Consider the following 15,017-nt stretch of genomic DNA (forward strand, 5'->3'; position numbering starts at 1 on the left):
GATAACGACAATATCCGCAGGTGACCGCAGTGAGGCAGACCACCGAGGCATTTCGCAGCCGCTACCGTGCGGCGATTCATCCGCTGTACAACCCGTGGCTGCACGGTGCGTTCGTGCTGCTGTTCGGCATGCTGGCCATCGGCGCGTTCTGGAGCAGCGTGAAGCAAATTCACCCGCTGGAATGGCTGACGGTGCCGCTGACGTTGCTGTTCTTCAACTTCGGCGTATATGGGGTGCACCGCCATCTCGGGCATCACAAGAAAGCCTTCGCCAAGATGTTCTACGCCCGCCATGCCGGCGACCATCACAGTTTCTTCACCCCCGGCCACATGACCTGGGACAGCGCCCGCGACTGGCGGGTGATCCTGTTTCCGGCGTGGCTGATCGTGGTGCACACACTGGTGATCACCCTGCCCTTCTGGTGGCTGTTTGCGCAGGTCAACGCCAACGTGGCCGGGCTGTTCGGTGGCTGCATGGTACTGGGTTACCTGACCTACGAGGTGTTCCACGCCTGCGAACACTTGCCGGAAAAACATCCGCTGAGTCGCCTGCCCTGGATTCGCCAGATGCGTCGTCTGCACGAATTGCATCACCGGCGTGAACACATGCAGGAGCGCAATTTCAACATCGTCCTGCCGTTGATGGATTACCTGTTCGGCACCCTCTACCGGGAACCGGAACCCATCCCCCTCACCGATTCGAGAACGCCCATGACCCGCATGCAGCATCCGATCGATATCACCGGCGACCCGATTGCCGTACTCGCCTACGCCGCCACGGTCAGCCGTTGGCCTGAGTGGCATCCGTCCTCGCTGAGAATCGACGGTCCCGCCGGCCCGCTGCATGCCGGCGGGCGTTTCGAGGAAGACATTCATGCCGGCGGCCGCGAGGGCCATTTGAGCTGGGAAGTCACCGAGTATCTGCCGGGACGGCGCTGGTGTGCCCGGGCACAGGGCGATCATGGACTGTCCCTGCGGCTGACTTATGAATGCTCGGCCGCAGGCGAAGGCACGGCCTTCGTGCGCACCCTGGAATACCGCTTCGACAGTCTGGGCATGCGCATCGCCAATCGGCTGTTGCTCAAACGCCGCATCGAACGCGAGTCGGCGGCCTCGATGCTGGCCCTGCGCGACATGGCCACCCGACATCTGGCACTGGCAGGAGCTCACGTGTGAAGCTGCGCCATCTGATCCTGCTGCTGGTGATTTTGATTCTGGCCTTCCTGTTGCTGATGCCGACCAACGTCGAGCCTGTGGCGTGGAAGCCGCAAGTCGCCCCATCATTGACTGATGGGATCTACGCGGACAACCAACGCCTCAAAAGCGCGAAACAGGTCGGCCCGGGCGGTATCGAAGGCCCCGAAGCGCTGCTGCTGGAGGATGACTTTCTGATCACCGGCCTGCATGACGGGCGCCTGCTGCGCACCAGTCTCGACGGCCAGCAGCGCCAGGTGCTCGCCGATACCGGCGGGCGTCCGCTGGGTCTGGCGCGACACCCCAACGGCTTGCTGGTGATTGCCGATGGGGTCAAGGGTTTGCTGTCCCTTGATGCCCAAGGACGGCTGACCGCGCTGACCACTGAAGCCAACGGCCTGAAGTTCGGCTTCACCGACGATGTGGCCATCGACAAGTCCGGGCATTACGCCTACTTCAGCGATGCCAGCAGTCGCTGGGGTTACGGCCATGACGGCGAGGCGATCATCGAGCATGGCGGAGACGGTCGCTTGCTGCGTTACGACTTCCAGACCGGCAAGACCAGCGTTCTGCTCGACAAGCTGGAGTTCGCCAACGGCGTCACCCTCGGCCCGGATGACGCCTATGTGCTGGTCAACGAAACCGGTGCCTACCGCATCAGCCGCTATTGGCTGACCGGCCCCAACGCCGGCACCCACGATCTGTTCATCGACAACCTGCCGGGGCTGCCGGACAACCTCGCGTTCAATGGCCGGGACCGCTTCTGGGTGGCGCTGTACACGCCGCGCAATCCGCTGCTCGATGGCACCGCCGGGCATCCGTTCGTGCGCAAGATGATCGTGCGGGCGATGATGGTTCTGCCCAAACCGGTGGAGAAACGCGGCTTTGTCCTCGGGCTGGATCTGAACGGCAAGGTCATCGCCAATCTGCAGGATGCCAGCAACGGCAATTACTCGCCGATTACCACCGCTCGCGAGTATGGCGACTGGTTGTATTTCGGCTCGCTGAAAGCCACGCACATGGCGCGGATGCCGCTGGATGCAGCCTTGGAATGAAGCTCTGGAATGTGTGCTGAAACGAGGGGTGCCATCGCTGAAAATCCAGCGATGGCAGACGGTCAGTTGCTGGATCGATCAAATTTTTCCGGATCCTCATCTTCCGGCACATCCGTGATCTTGCGCTCCTCCTCAGGATGGCGAACGGTATACGCCGGACTGTTGGGTTCGGGATGCGTGGGAACCGGGTCGAAAGCGCCCTGCTCTTCACTGGGGAACTTGTCGTTGGGGAGCTTGGGTTTGTTCATAAGGCACCTCGCAAAGAGTCGCTGCGTGAAGACTCTGTACATTCGAGGTGCCGTCGTGGCTGTCGTTCCAGTCGGGCACCATCGAAAATCAATGGTGCGACTGACGGTCAGGATCGAGCCTGCAATTGCTCGACGATCTTGTCTTTGACCTGCAGACGTTTCTCTTTGAGTTTTTTCAGTGTGTCATCGCTGGGGGCGTCCGAGGTCGCCGTCTCGGCCTTGACGACTTCGGCGTCCGCCTGGGAATACTTGTTGATCAGTGCATCCAGATGTGGATCCGCGGTGCGTCGTTGCTGGATCTCTTCCTTTGTGAGTTTCAAGTCCTGTAACAAATCATGGGTCACCGGCATGGAACACCTCCGTCAGTTGATCGGCAGCCAACACGACCGATTGCGCTGGCCAGTTATCAGAATGGCCTTGGTTGTACCCTTCTGTCGACCACCTGTCAGACCAGCGGTGGCCGTTCGTCGCCTTGGGCACAAATGCGATAAAACCTTTGATCGGCACATTCCCTCCATTGAATAACGCTCACAAAAACCTGCGTGGAGAAACACCAATGGACGGATTCAAACTGCGTCATCTCTTTCTGGCAGTTGCCTTGAGTACCGGCATGGGCTCAGCCTTCGCCGCGACCGACAACGACTTTGTCGATAACGCGACAGCTGGCGGCATCGCCGAGATCGAAGCCGCTCGTCTCGCCCTGGAAAAGAGCCAGTCGGCGGACATCAAGGCATTCGCCAACATGATGATCACCGACCACGGCAAGGCCAACGATGAGCTGGCTACCATTGCCAAGTCCCACGACATCAAGGTTCCGGACTCCACCACCCTGGTGAAACAGGCCAAGGAAAAAATCCTCGACATGCGCGATGAATCCTTCGACGCCGCCTACGCCAACAATCAGGTGAAAGCCCACGAAGAAGCCATCGAGCTGTTCAAGAAAGAAGCCAACACCGTGACCGACGACCAGGTCAAGGGCGCCACCGAGCTCAAGGGCTTCGCGCAGAAAATGCTGCCTGGCCTGGAAAAACACCTGGCAGCCGCCAAGGAACTGCAGGCCAAACACCCCTCCAAATAAGCGCAAGACACGCAAAGAGGCCGCCTCCACTGGACGCGGCCTCTTTTTATTGGGTCATCCACAAGTGCGAAAAATCGGCGTTGCCGGCCACGCCAACTAGAGTTAACGGGGCTTTCCCTGCACCGGATCAAAAATATCCTCACAGAAACGAACAACTATTTCGAACGGCCAGGGTCATTCACTTCGCGCCGGTCATTTTCCGAAGAGCCGGCCCCAATTCGCAATGGAGCACAACGCACATGGCAGCACTGCAGAACAGCACACTCGATGCGATGAAGAACAAACAGACACAACTGTTGAGCGAATGGGTCAACGGATTGCAGGCCAGCGGCACCACCCGCAACCTCAAGGAACATGACATACAGCAACAGACCAGCGAATTCCTGCAACTGGTGCTCAGTGGTCTGGAAAACGGTAACGGCACCAACATTGCCGCCCCCGGTTGGGAGGCCATCCGCCAGTTCCTCGAAAAGCTCTCCCACAGCCGCGCCCTGCTCGGTCAGGATTCGCAGCAAACCGCCAATTTCATTTTCTCGCTCAAAGGCCCGTTGTTCGCCCTGCTGCAGAACCATTATCAGGACCAGCCCGCCCTGCTCGCCGAACAGCTTTGGGAAATCTCCGAACTGTTCGATGCCTTCGGCCTTTACACGATCCGCACGTTCCAGAAGTCCCGTGAAGCGGTGATCAAGCGTCAGCAGGAAGAACTGCTGGAGCTGTCCACGCCGGTGGTCAAATTGTGGGACGGCGTACTGGCGCTGCCGATGATCGGCACCCTCGATTCGCAACGCACTCAGGTCGTCATGGAATCGCTGCTGCAACGCATCGTCGACACCGGTTCGGAAATCGCCATCATCGACATCACCGGCGTGCCGACCGTCGATACGCTGGTCGCCCAGCACCTGCTCAAGACCGTCACCGCGATCCGCCTGATGGGCGCCGACTGCATCATCAGCGGCGTGCGTCCGCAGATAGCCCAGACCATCGTGCACCTGGGCCTCGACCTGCAAGGCGTGGTGACCAAGGCCAATCTGGCCGATGCGCTGAAACTGGCCTTGACCCGTCTGGGCATCACCCTCACCAAGACGGTCTGAACAATGGAACGTATCCCGATTCTTCAGATGGGTGACTTCCTGCTGGTGACCATCCAGGTCGACATGCACGACCAGCTCGCCCTCACCCTTCAGGACGATCTGTCCGAGCGCATCAGCAAGACCTCCGCGCGCGGGGTGCTGATCGATATCTCGGCGCTGGACATGGTCGATTCGTTCATTGGCCGGATGATCGGCACCATTTCCGGCCTGTCGAAAATCATGGATGCCGAAACCATGCTCGTCGGCATGCAGCCGGCGGTCGCCATTACCCTGGTCGAACTCGGTCTGTACCTGCCAGGCGTCAGTACCGCGCTGAACGTCGAGCGCGGCATGAAACTGCTGCAGGAACGAGTACGCCAGCAATGACCGTGCGCAGCAGCGGTACCCAACCGATCAACATCGAGCAGGACGTGGTGCTGGCCCGGCAACAGGCGCGCAAACTCGCCACCGAATGCGGCATGCGCCTGATCGACCTGACCAAACTGGTGACCGCCGTCAGCGAGCTGGCGCGCAACACCATGGTGTATGGAGGGGGTGGCGACATGGACTGGCAGATCCTCGATGACAACCACAAGGTCGGCCTGCGCCTGACCTTTCGCGATGAGGGCCCGGGCATTCCCGACATCAAACTGGCGATGACCGATGGCTGGACTTCCGGCAGCGGTCTGGGCCTGGGCCTGACCGGGGCCAAGCGACTGGTGGACGAATTCGAACTGGACACCGAGCCCGGCAAAGGCACCCGCATAACGATCACCCGATGGACATGAACATCAGCGGGTCATTGACCCAGGTGTTGGTGATCGAAGACAGCAGCCAGATCGGCCATGTCCGGCGTACGGCCCAGCGCCTGGCCGAGCAACACGGTTTTGGCGAAAGCGATGCCGGCCGCGTGGCGCTGGTGGCCACGGAGCTGGCGAGCAATGTGCTCAAGCATGCCGGACACGGCGAACTGCACCTGCGTCTGTTGCCGCGTCAGAGTGACGACGGCATCGAGATGATCGCGGTCGACCGGGCGCACGGCTTTGATCTGGATGCGTGCATGGCCGATGGCTTTTCCACCGGCGGTACTCAGGGCATCGGCCTGGGCGCCGTGGCACGCCAGGCCGATGTCTTTGATGTTTTTGCCGACCATCGCGGCGCGGTTCTGCTTGCTCGTTTATACCCGCGCAGCGACCGGCAGGTGGATATGCCGTATGGTGTCAGCCAGCACTCGCTGCACAACGACCCGGCCTGCGGTGATGTCTGGCATCTGGCATTCCACGGCGCTGACGTCAGTGCTCTGGTGGTCGACGGTCTGGGTCATGGCGAAGACGCCGAGTGTGCGGCCCGGGCCGGAGAAAAAGCCTTTGCCCTGAATCCGTTCGGTGCGCCGACGGTCCTGATGGAAGACATGCACCGCGAGATGATCGGAACCCGTGGCGGCGCTGTGGCATTCGCGCAGTTTCACGCCGATCGGGCCAGTCTGGCGTTCACCGGTGTCGGCAACATCGGTGCCTGTCTGATCGCCTCCGACAAGTCCCGCGGACTGGCCTCGCATCCGGGCATCGTCGGCGGCCAGTACCGAAAAGCCCAGCCTTTTGACTATGCTCACGTGAACGGACATCTATTGATCATGTATAGCGACGGCTTGCAGTCCCGCTGGAACCTGCAGGATTACCCCGGTCTGGTGCATCGCCATCCCGCCGTGATTGCCACCGTCCTGCACCGCGACTTCTGCCGCGGGCGCGACGATGTCACCGTACTGGTCGTTGCCCTGGAATCCGCCCATGACTGAGTCTCCGATCTTGACCAACGCCGAACAGGCAGAACTGATCGCACGATTGCAGAGCGAAACCGCAGCGCTGCGTGAAGAGCTCGACGAAACCAATCAGGGCGTGCTGGCCCTTTACGCCGAACTCGACACTCAGGCCGAACAACTGCGCCAGGCCTCTGACCTGAAAAGCCGCTTCCTGTCGTACATGAGTCATGAATTCCGCACGCCGCTGGGCTCGATCCTGAGCATCAACAGCCTGCTGGCCGACGAGCTCGACGGCCCGCTCAGCCCCGAGCAGCACAAGCAGGTGGCCTTCGTCAGCACCGCAGCCCGCGAGCTCAGCGACATGGTTGACGACCTGCTCGATCTGGCGAAGATCGAGGCCGGTCGCATCAGCATTTCTCCGGCGTGGTTCGACATGTTCGACCTGTTCGCGGCTTTGCGCGGGATGTTCCGGCCGATTGTCGACGCCACGGCGGTGGACCTGATTTTCGAAGAACCGGTGGGCTTGCCGCGCCTGTACACCGATGACAAGAAACTGGCGCAGATCCTGCGCAACTTCATTTCCAACTCGCTGAAATTCACCACCCGTGGCGAAGTCCGGGTCTCGGCACGCCTGGAAGGTCAGGACAAAGTGCGATTTGCGGTCAGCGACACCGGCATCGGCATCGCCCCTGAACTGCACGGCACCCTGTTCGAAGACTTTTCGCAGGTCGATTCACCGTTGCAAAAACGCCTGCGCGGCACCGGTCTCGGCTTGTCGCTGTGCAAGCGCTTCGCCGAATTGCTCGGTGGAGAGGTGGGTGTCGAAAGTACACCGGGCGTGGGTTCGAGCTTTTTCGTGATCATTCCATTGGCGATTGCCCAGGAGAACGTCGATGAAACATGACATCCGTCTGTTGATCGTCGATGACAACGTCGCCACCCGCTACGCCCTGCGCCGACGCCTGGAGCGCCACGGTTACGTAGTGCTCGAGGCCGGCACCGGCGGTGAGGGTCTGGCCCTGATCGCCAGTCAGTCGCTCGATGCGCTGATTCTCGACGTCAATCTGCCGGACATGAGCGGGTTCGACATCGTTCGTAAACTGCGCACCGACCCGGGCACCGCCCTGCTCCCGGTGATTCACGTGTCGGCCGCGTCGATCCAGACCGGCGACATCATCACCGGCCTCGACGCCGGGGCCGATGCTTATCTGATTCACCCGGTCGATCCCGATGTGCTGCTGGCAACGTTGCGCACCCTGCTGCGGGTGCGCGACACGGAGAACGCCTTGCGCGAAAGCGAGGCGCGTTTCCGGGAGATTTTCGTCAACATCTCCGCGCCCATCGCGGTGCTCGACGCCGACCTGAAAGTCCACGAGTGCAACCACGCCTTCTCCCAACTGATCCAGGACAACCGCGACCCGCAGACCCTCAGCGAGTGCTTCGCCGAGGATCAGGGCGCGATCCTCGACGAACTGCGCCTGCGACTGGTGGATGGCGAGCGCTGGAAAGGCACGCTGAACATGCGCGTTCAGGGCGAGATACGCGAGACCGAATGGCAGATTTCGCCCTATCGGACCCCCAAACTGAGCCTGGTGTTCGTCGAAGACGTCACCGAGCACCGTCACCGCGAACGTTCGCACCTGGCGCAACTGGACGACACCACCACGCAACTGGCCAAGGAAGTCGCCGACCGGGTTCGCGTTGAATCGCAACTGCTGCAAGTACAGAAAATGGATGCGCTGGGCAAGCTCACCGGCGGCATCGCCCATGACTTCAACAACCTCCTGACCGGGATCATCACCAGCCTCGAGCTGATTCAGAAACGTGTTGCCGATGCCCGGACGGACAAGGTGCAGTTCTACGCCGAAGCGGCCCTGAGCTCGGCGAGGAGCGCGGCCTCGCTCACCCATCGTCTGCTGGCGTTTGCCCGTCAGCAACCGCTCGACACCCGTCCGGTAGACATCAACAAACACGTCCGCTCGCTCGAAGAATTGCTGGTGCGTACCATCGGCGAACGCATCGCCCTCAAGCTCGAATTGACCACCAAATCTGCCATCGCGCTGGTCGATCCGATCCAGCTCGAAAGTGCAGTGCTCAATCTGGTGATCAATGCCCGGGACGCATTGCCACGGGGCGGCAATATCTGGGTCAGCACTTACGCGGCGTATTCCCACGGCGACCCGAACCTCGCCGATGGTTCCTATGTGGCGCTATCGGTGCGCGATGACGGTACCGGCATCGAGCACAACGTGATCGACAAGGTGTTCGAGCCGTTCTTCACCACCAAACCGCTGGGCCAGGGCACCGGGCTGGGTCTGTCGACGATCTACGGTTTCGCCCGTCAGTCCGGTGGCGATGCGCACATCCGCAGCGTGGCGCGACGTGGCACCGAAGTGACGATCATGCTGCCGGCCACCAGCGATCCGACCGCTGTCGATCTGACCCCGGTGACCATTGATCCGCAAGGCTCGGGCGAACATGTGTTGATCGTCGAAGACATGCCGACGGTACGCCTGTTCGTCACCGAAGTGCTGGAAGACGCCGGTTACCGCTGCACCCAGGCCGCCGATATCGAAACGGCGCTGGAGCGCTTGCAGAACGACTCGTCGATCGACCTCCTGCTGACCGACGTCGGTCTGCCACGCATGACCGGCCGCGAACTGGCGGACGTTGCACGGGACTGGCGCGAAGCGTTGCCGATCCTGTTCATGACCGGTTACGCAGAAACCGCGATCAACCGGCAAGTGTTCCTCGGGGCCGGCATGGACATGCTGGTCAAGCCGTTCCAGATCAGCGAATTGCTGGACAAGGTACGCCGCACGCTCGACGGCACCTGATACACCGCCATCGCGGGCAAGCCCGCTCCCACAGTTTTTTGTGCCGTACACAACTTCGTGAACACATCAGACTCTGTGCGAGCGGGCTTGCCCGCGATGAGGCCCGCCCAGGCGACGCAGTTATCGGTTCAAGGCACGGGCTAGAAACGGCGCAGTCCGGCTCTTCTTGCTCGCCGCCACTTTCTGCGGTGTCCCGGCCACGACGATCTTGCCGCCCTGGTCTCCGGCGCCCGGGCCGATGTCGATCACCCAGTCGCTCTGCGCCACCACGCGCATTTCATGCTCGACCACGATCACCGTGTGCCCTGCCGACACCAGCGTATCCAGTTGTTCCAGCAAGCGGTCGACGTCTCGCGGGTGCAGGCCGGTGGTGGGTTCATCCAGCACATACAACGTTGCGCCGCGCTGATTGCGCTGCAGCTCGGTGGCCAGTTTGATCCGCTGTGCCTCACCCCCGGACAATTCGGTCGCCGGTTGCCCGAGGCGCAGATAACCAAGGCCGATATCGCGCAGCACTTCCAGTGAACGACGGATCGCCGGTTGCTCGGCAAACACCGTTACCGCCTCGTCCACGGTCAATTGCAGCACCTGCGCGATGCTCAAGCCCTGCCAGAGGATGGCCAACGTGTCGGGGTTGTAACGTGCGCCATGGCAGGTCGGGCACGGCGCGTAAACGCTGGGCATGAACAGCAACTCGACACTGACAAAACCCTCGCCCTCGCAAGTCGGGCAACGGCCCTTGGCAACGTTGAAGGAAAACTGCCCGGCGTCGTAACCCGCCGCTTTCGCCTCGTCGGTCGCGGCGAACAACTTGCGCACGTTGTCGAACAGCCCGGTGTAGGTCGCCAGATTCGAACGTGGGGTACGGCCGATGGGTTTCTGATCGACCTGCACCAGACGTTTGATCGACTCCAGCCCGGCGCTGACCTGGCCGGTGCTGGCAGTCGGGGTATCGTCTTCCAGATTGAGTTCCTCCGGCTCGGCATCACTGGCGCTGCGCCCGAGCTGCGCGCCGACCAGTTCCAGCAGCGCCTGGCTGACCAGGCTCGATTTGCCGGAACCGGAGACGCCGGTGACCGAGGTGAAACAACCCAGTGGAAATTCGGCGCTGAGGTTATCGAGATTGTTGCGGGTAACGCCGTCGAGCTTCAGCCAGCCCGACGGTTTGCGCGCGGCGCGTGTGGTGCGTTGCTGTTCGGCGAACAGATAGGCGCGGGTCTGCGACTGCTCGATCGCTGCCAGCCCCGGCGGCGGGCCGCTGTAGAGAATCTGCCCGCCCTTTTCACCCGCCGCCGGGCCGACATCGATCAGCCAGTCGGCGCGGCGCATGGTGTCCAGATCGTGCTCGACCACAAACACGCTGTTGCCGTCGGCCTTCAGACGCTGCAACGCCTCGAACAGCGACTCGCCGTCAGCCGGGTGCAAGCCCGCGGAAGGTTCGTCGAGCACATAGATCACGCCGAACAATTGCGAGCCCAGTTGGGTGGCCAGTCGCAGGCGTTGCAGCTCGCCTGACGACAGGGTCGGCGTGCTGCGCTCCAGCGCCAGATAACCGAGGCCGAGATCGGTCAGGGTACTGACCCGCTCCAGCAGGTCCTCGGCGATGCGCTGCGCCGCCAGGCGTTTTTCCAGCGACAGGTTGGGGGTGTGGCGCACGTCCGGTGCGTGGGTGTGGCCGCTGGCGCCATGGGCTACGCGCTGTTGCCGGGCTTCGCGGGTCTGGCTGTGCGTCAGGGTTTCGCCGGGCTCATCGACCTGTTCCAGCCAGCTCGCGTCAGCTACCGGCTTCAAGACCTCAGCGACTTGCAGCAGCGACATACGCGACAACTCGCCGATGTCATGGCCGGCAAACGTCACCGACAGCGCCTCGCGTTTGAGGCGCTTGCCATCGCACAACGGGCACAGGCTGCCGAGCATGAATTGCGACACGCGCTTCTTCATCAGCGCACTTTGCGAATGGGTGAAGGTGTGCAGGATGTAGCGCCGGGCACCGGTGAACGTGCCTTGATAACTGGGCTCCATCTTGCGTTCGAGGGCGACGCGGGTTTCTTCCGGCGTCAGCCCGGCGTACACCGGAACCGTTGGTGTTTCCTCGGTGAAGAGGATCCAGTCGCGCTGCTTTTTCGGCAGCTTGCGCCAGGGTATGTCGACGTCGATGCCCATGGTCACCAGGATGTCGCGCAGGTTCTGCCCCTGCCAGGCCAGCGGCCAGGACGCCACGGCGCGCTGGCGGATGGTCAGATTCGGATCGGGCACCATCAGCGCTTCGGTGACTTCGTACACCCGCCCCAATCCATGGCACTCCGGGCAGGCGCCTTGCGGCGTATTCGGCGAGAAGTCCTCGGCGTACAGCATCGGCTGACCCGCCGGGTAACTGCCGGCGCGGGAGTACAGCATGCGGATCAGGCTCGACAGCGTGGTGACGCTGCCCACCGACGAACGCGTGCTCGGCGTGCCGCGTTGTTGCTGCAGGGCCACGGCCGGCGGCAGGCCCTCAATGGAATCGACGTCCGGCACGCCGACCTGATCGATCAACCGCCGCGCGTAGGGCGCCACCGATTCGAAATAGCGGCGCTGCGCTTCGGCATATAAGGTCGAAAACGCCAGCGACGACTTGCCCGAACCGGACACCCCGGTAAACACCACCAGCGCATCCCGGGGAATATCGACGTCAACGTTCTGCAGATTGTGTTCGCGGGCACCGCGCACCCGGACCATGCCGGCGGCGGAACTGGAGCTGCGCTTGGAAGTCATCGGCCAACCTTGGTCTGAAGAGAAATGGCTCAGGCACTCAGCACCGCACGGATCATTTGCAACAACGCCTCGGGCCCGTAGGGCTTGCCGAGCAAATGGGTGTCCGGGCTGAGCTGGTGATTGCGCGAGATGATGTCGCGGGTGTGGCCGGAGGTGAACAGCACGGCCACCGGCGGCATTTGCACCTTGGCCCAGGCGGCGAGATCGGAACTTTTGATCAGCCCGGGCATGACCACGTCGGTAAAGATCAGGTCGACCCGGGCACCCTCCAGCAGCATTTGCATGGCCGTGTCGCCATTGCCGGCGATCAGCACCCGGTAACCTTCCTCGCGCAACAGTTCGACAGCGGAGGTGCGCACCGCTTCGTTGTCTTCGACCACCAGAATGGTCTCGTTGCCGCCCGCCTGTTGACGTTGCGCGCCTGGCGTTTCATCGAGCATCGGTCGCAAGCTGCGCGGAAAATACAACTGCACCCGCGTGCCCTCGCCGACGTGGCTGTCGATCTCGACATGCCCGCCGCTCTGTTTGACGAAACCGAACACCATGCTCAAGCCCAGGCCCGTGCCCTGGCCGTCAGCCTTGGTGGTGAAGAACGGTTCGAAGACCTGCTCCAGCATGTGCGGGGCGATGCCGACGCCGCTGTCACTGACCGAAACCCGCACAAAATCCCCCGGCGCGATGCCCTTGCCGGCGCAGAACGTCCGATCCAGTGACGTATTGGCGGCGCCGAGCACGATCGTGCCCTCGCCTTTCATGGCATCCCGGGCGTTGATCGCCAGATTGAGAATAGCGTTTTCCAGTTGATTGCGGTCGACGTTGATGTGCCACGGTTCCTCGGGCAGTTGCACATCAATCTGAATGGTTTCCCCCAGTGCCCGTTGCAGCAATTCGCCGACGCCTTCGAAGATCTGCCGAGGATCGCACACTGCCGGCGACAGCGGCTGGCGCCGGGCAAACGCCAGCAGTTGCGAGGACAGCTTGGCCCCGCGCTCCACCGCCGCCAGCGAGGCGCTGACCCGGCGTTGCACGTTGGCATTGTCCGGTTCATGACGGGCCAGCAGGTGCAGGTTGCCGGCGATCACTTGCAACAGGTTGTTGAAGTCGTGGGCCACGCCGCCCGTGAGGCCGCCGATGGCTTCGAGTTTCTGCGACTGACGCAATTGCTCTTCGGCGGTGAGGCGCGCCTCGACTTCATCCGCCACACGCTGTTCGAGGTTGCGGGTGAACTTGAGCAGGGATTCTTCGGCGGTCTTGCGCTCGTGAATGTCGATCAGCACGCCGGGGAAACGGAACGGCCGGCCCTGCTCGTCAAATTCGCAGGCGCCGCTGGCGAGTACCCACAGACAACTGCCATCGGCACGCACCACTCGGTATTCGGCGTTGTAGGGCTCGCCGGTACGTACCGAATTCTCCACGCACTCCCGTACCCAATTGCGATCGTCCGGGTGAATGTGCGCTTCGGCGATATGCTGCGGCAGGTTGGTCAGGTCTTGATCAGGCGGGTAGGAAAATGTCCGGGCGAATCGCTCGTCGGCCGACAGCACGTTGTTTCTGACGTCCCAGACAAACGAGCCGAGCAGCGCCCCGGCATTCAGCGCCAGCCGAACCCGTTCATTGTCGGCGCGGTAGGCGTCTTCGGCAGCCTGACGCAGACGTTCGGACAGCACCAGCTCGGTTGTCTCCACCACCATCGCCATGACGCCGGCCGGAACCCCGGCATCGTTGGCCACCGGGCTGTAATAAAGGTCGAGCCAGACATCTTCGGGCACGCCATCGCGCAACAGCACCAGCACCTTGTTGCGGTACTCCAGGGTGCCGCCTGCCAGGCAGGTGTCGACCACATGCCGATTGAAGTCGGCGACCTCCGGCCAGCCCAGCTCCACCGGCACGCCGAGCAGGTACGGGTGGCGGCCGCCGGCGAACCGCGAGTAGGCATCGTTGTAGATCATGTAGCCGGCACGGCCCCAGAGCATGACCATCGGCAACGGAGACGCGAGCATCAACTGCACCGTGCTGCACAGGCTGGCCGGCCAGGATTCGAGAGGGCCCAGATCGGTCCCGCTCCAGTCGAACGCACGGATTCGCCCGGCCATCTCGCCCTGCCAGCCGTCACAACCGTGACTATCGGATAAAAACTGCATCGATTGACTCAATGTCCTGTGGTTTTCGACCGATTTCGCAACGCCCTCTGACGCCACGCCCGTGTGTTTCGAGCATCGAGAGGCCTCATTGGTTTCATTAGAGGTATAGCCGATTTCGGACCCAGCCAAGACTCAGACTTCGATCAGGTGTTTGAGCGGGTGGTAGCCGCTCTTCATCTTCGCAGCGACGTCGAGAATCGCCTTCTGGATACCGTCCAGGTGCATGCAGGTCAGCTCGATGGCCGCGCTCTGATTACCGGCCTCGATGTACTCGATCAGGCGCAGATGCTCATCGTCGCGACAGGCTTGGTGGCTGTCGTCGTCCAGCGCGGCGGCGTACAGCGAAGCGCGGGAAATCAGCTTCTGGAACCAGTCGAGCAGCACCGGGTTGTTCAGGCTGCGGGCCAGTTTGAGGTGGAACTCGCCGAGCAGGTGAATCAGCCGTTCGTGGTCACCGGCCGCGTGGGCCTCATCTTCCAGCAGCAGGTGTTCGCGCAGGTCCTGCATCGCGGCGCAATCCTTGCGCCGGCACAGCTCGGTGACGATGCCGATCTCGATCAGGCGCCGGGTTTCGAACAGCGAACGGATTTCTTCATCACTGGGCAACGACACCGACGCACCTTTATTGGGCTCGGTGGTAACCAGTCCGTCGGCCTCCAGTTGCTTGAGTGCCGCGCGAACCGACGTGCGGCTGACATTGAACAATTCCGCCAGCGACGCCTCGCCCAGCTTCATCCCCGGACGCAGCGAACGCTTGCTGATCGCCTCGTAAACCCCTTGGTAGACGCGGTCGACCGTGGTTTCCGTTTTTTTCTCGGTCATTTGAAAACTCCTTCAATGCTGGCAACGCTGCCCGACGAACGACTCAGTCAGGTAAATGGG

At 62.1% G+C, this 15,017-nt stretch carries 14 protein-coding genes; 9 read left to right on the forward strand and 5 right to left on the reverse strand.

Annotated features, from left to right (window positions below; translation table 11 throughout):
* Positions 1-29: 29 nt before the first annotated feature.
* Positions 30-1,175, forward strand: coding sequence for an SRPBCC family protein (locus J5M72_RS14005; protein ID WP_207865868.1), 1,146 nt, complete (start codon positions 30-32; stop codon positions 1,173-1,175).
* Complete coding sequence (locus tag J5M72_RS14010; RefSeq protein WP_207865870.1) at positions 1,172-2,248, forward strand: SMP-30/gluconolactonase/LRE family protein; 1,077 nt, start codon at positions 1,172-1,174, stop codon at positions 2,246-2,248. Before J5M72_RS14005 ends, J5M72_RS14010 begins: the two co-directional genes overlap by 4 nt.
* Positions 2,249-2,310: 62 nt before the next feature.
* On the opposite strand, the gene J5M72_RS14015 is transcribed toward J5M72_RS14010, so the two are convergent.
* Together J5M72_RS14015 and J5M72_RS14020 are read right to left on the reverse strand one after the other, a co-directional pair.
* Positions 2,311-2,496, reverse strand: coding sequence for a hypothetical protein (locus J5M72_RS14015; RefSeq protein ID WP_207865872.1), 186 nt, complete (start codon positions 2,494-2,496; stop codon positions 2,311-2,313).
* 107 nt (positions 2,497-2,603) lie between these two features.
* A complete protein-coding gene (locus J5M72_RS14020; RefSeq protein ID WP_039768852.1) occupies positions 2,604-2,846 on the reverse strand; it encodes a DUF465 domain-containing protein in 243 nt (80 codons plus the stop codon).
* Between the two features lie 206 nt (positions 2,847-3,052).
* On the opposite strand from J5M72_RS14020, the gene J5M72_RS14025 reads away from it, so the two are divergent.
* From J5M72_RS14025 to J5M72_RS14055, 7 genes are all read left to right on the forward strand, one after another.
* Positions 3,053-3,574, forward strand: a complete 522-nt coding sequence (locus J5M72_RS14025; RefSeq protein WP_207865874.1) for a DUF4142 domain-containing protein — start codon at positions 3,053-3,055, stop codon at positions 3,572-3,574.
* Between the two features lie 239 nt (positions 3,575-3,813).
* Positions 3,814-4,665, forward strand: a complete 852-nt coding sequence (locus tag J5M72_RS14030; protein ID WP_169430623.1) for an STAS domain-containing protein — start codon at positions 3,814-3,816, stop codon at positions 4,663-4,665.
* Between the two features lie 3 nt (positions 4,666-4,668).
* On the forward strand, positions 4,669-5,031 hold the full coding sequence (locus J5M72_RS14035; protein ID WP_011334518.1) for an STAS domain-containing protein: 363 nt from the start codon (positions 4,669-4,671) through the stop codon (positions 5,029-5,031).
* Complete coding sequence (locus J5M72_RS14040; RefSeq protein WP_039768856.1) at positions 5,028-5,432, forward strand: anti-sigma regulatory factor; 405 nt, start codon at positions 5,028-5,030, stop codon at positions 5,430-5,432. Before J5M72_RS14035 ends, J5M72_RS14040 begins: the two co-directional genes overlap by 4 nt.
* Positions 5,429-6,439: an ATP-binding protein gene (locus J5M72_RS14045; protein WP_169432656.1), complete on the forward strand. Its 1,011-nt coding sequence runs from the start codon at positions 5,429-5,431 to the stop codon at positions 6,437-6,439. Before J5M72_RS14040 ends, J5M72_RS14045 begins: the two co-directional genes overlap by 4 nt.
* Entirely contained in the window at positions 6,432-7,307 is an 876-nt protein-coding gene (locus J5M72_RS14050; protein WP_169430624.1) for an ATP-binding protein, read from the forward strand. The genes J5M72_RS14045 and J5M72_RS14050 overlap by 8 nt, the downstream gene beginning before the upstream one ends.
* A complete protein-coding gene (locus J5M72_RS14055) occupies positions 7,297-9,240 on the forward strand; it encodes a response regulator (RefSeq protein WP_207865876.1) in 1,944 nt (647 codons plus the stop codon). The genes J5M72_RS14050 and J5M72_RS14055 overlap by 11 nt, the downstream gene beginning before the upstream one ends.
* A 120-nt stretch (positions 9,241-9,360) precedes the next feature.
* Here the strand turns inward: J5M72_RS14055 and J5M72_RS14060 are convergent, their stop codons facing one another.
* From J5M72_RS14060 to J5M72_RS14070, 3 genes are all read right to left on the reverse strand, one after another.
* The gene (locus J5M72_RS14060; RefSeq protein ID WP_207865878.1) at positions 9,361-11,994 is read right to left on the reverse strand and encodes an excinuclease ABC subunit UvrA; all 2,634 of its coding nucleotides are present in this window, start codon (positions 11,992-11,994) and stop codon (positions 9,361-9,363) included.
* A gap of 29 nt (positions 11,995-12,023) precedes the next feature.
* Positions 12,024-14,135 (reverse strand): ATP-binding protein, encoded by a 2,112-nt coding sequence (locus tag J5M72_RS14065; RefSeq protein ID WP_169430627.1) that lies wholly within the window; start codon positions 14,133-14,135, stop codon positions 12,024-12,026.
* A gap of 132 nt (positions 14,136-14,267) precedes the next feature.
* Complete coding sequence (locus J5M72_RS14070; protein WP_207865880.1) at positions 14,268-14,957, reverse strand: GntR family transcriptional regulator; 690 nt, start codon at positions 14,955-14,957, stop codon at positions 14,268-14,270.
* Between the last annotated feature and the right edge of the window lie 60 nt (positions 14,958-15,017).

The organism is Pseudomonas sp. 58(2021), from assembly GCF_017491585.1.
GTDB lineage: Bacteria > Pseudomonadota > Gammaproteobacteria > Pseudomonadales > Pseudomonadaceae > Aquipseudomonas > Aquipseudomonas fluorescens_BT.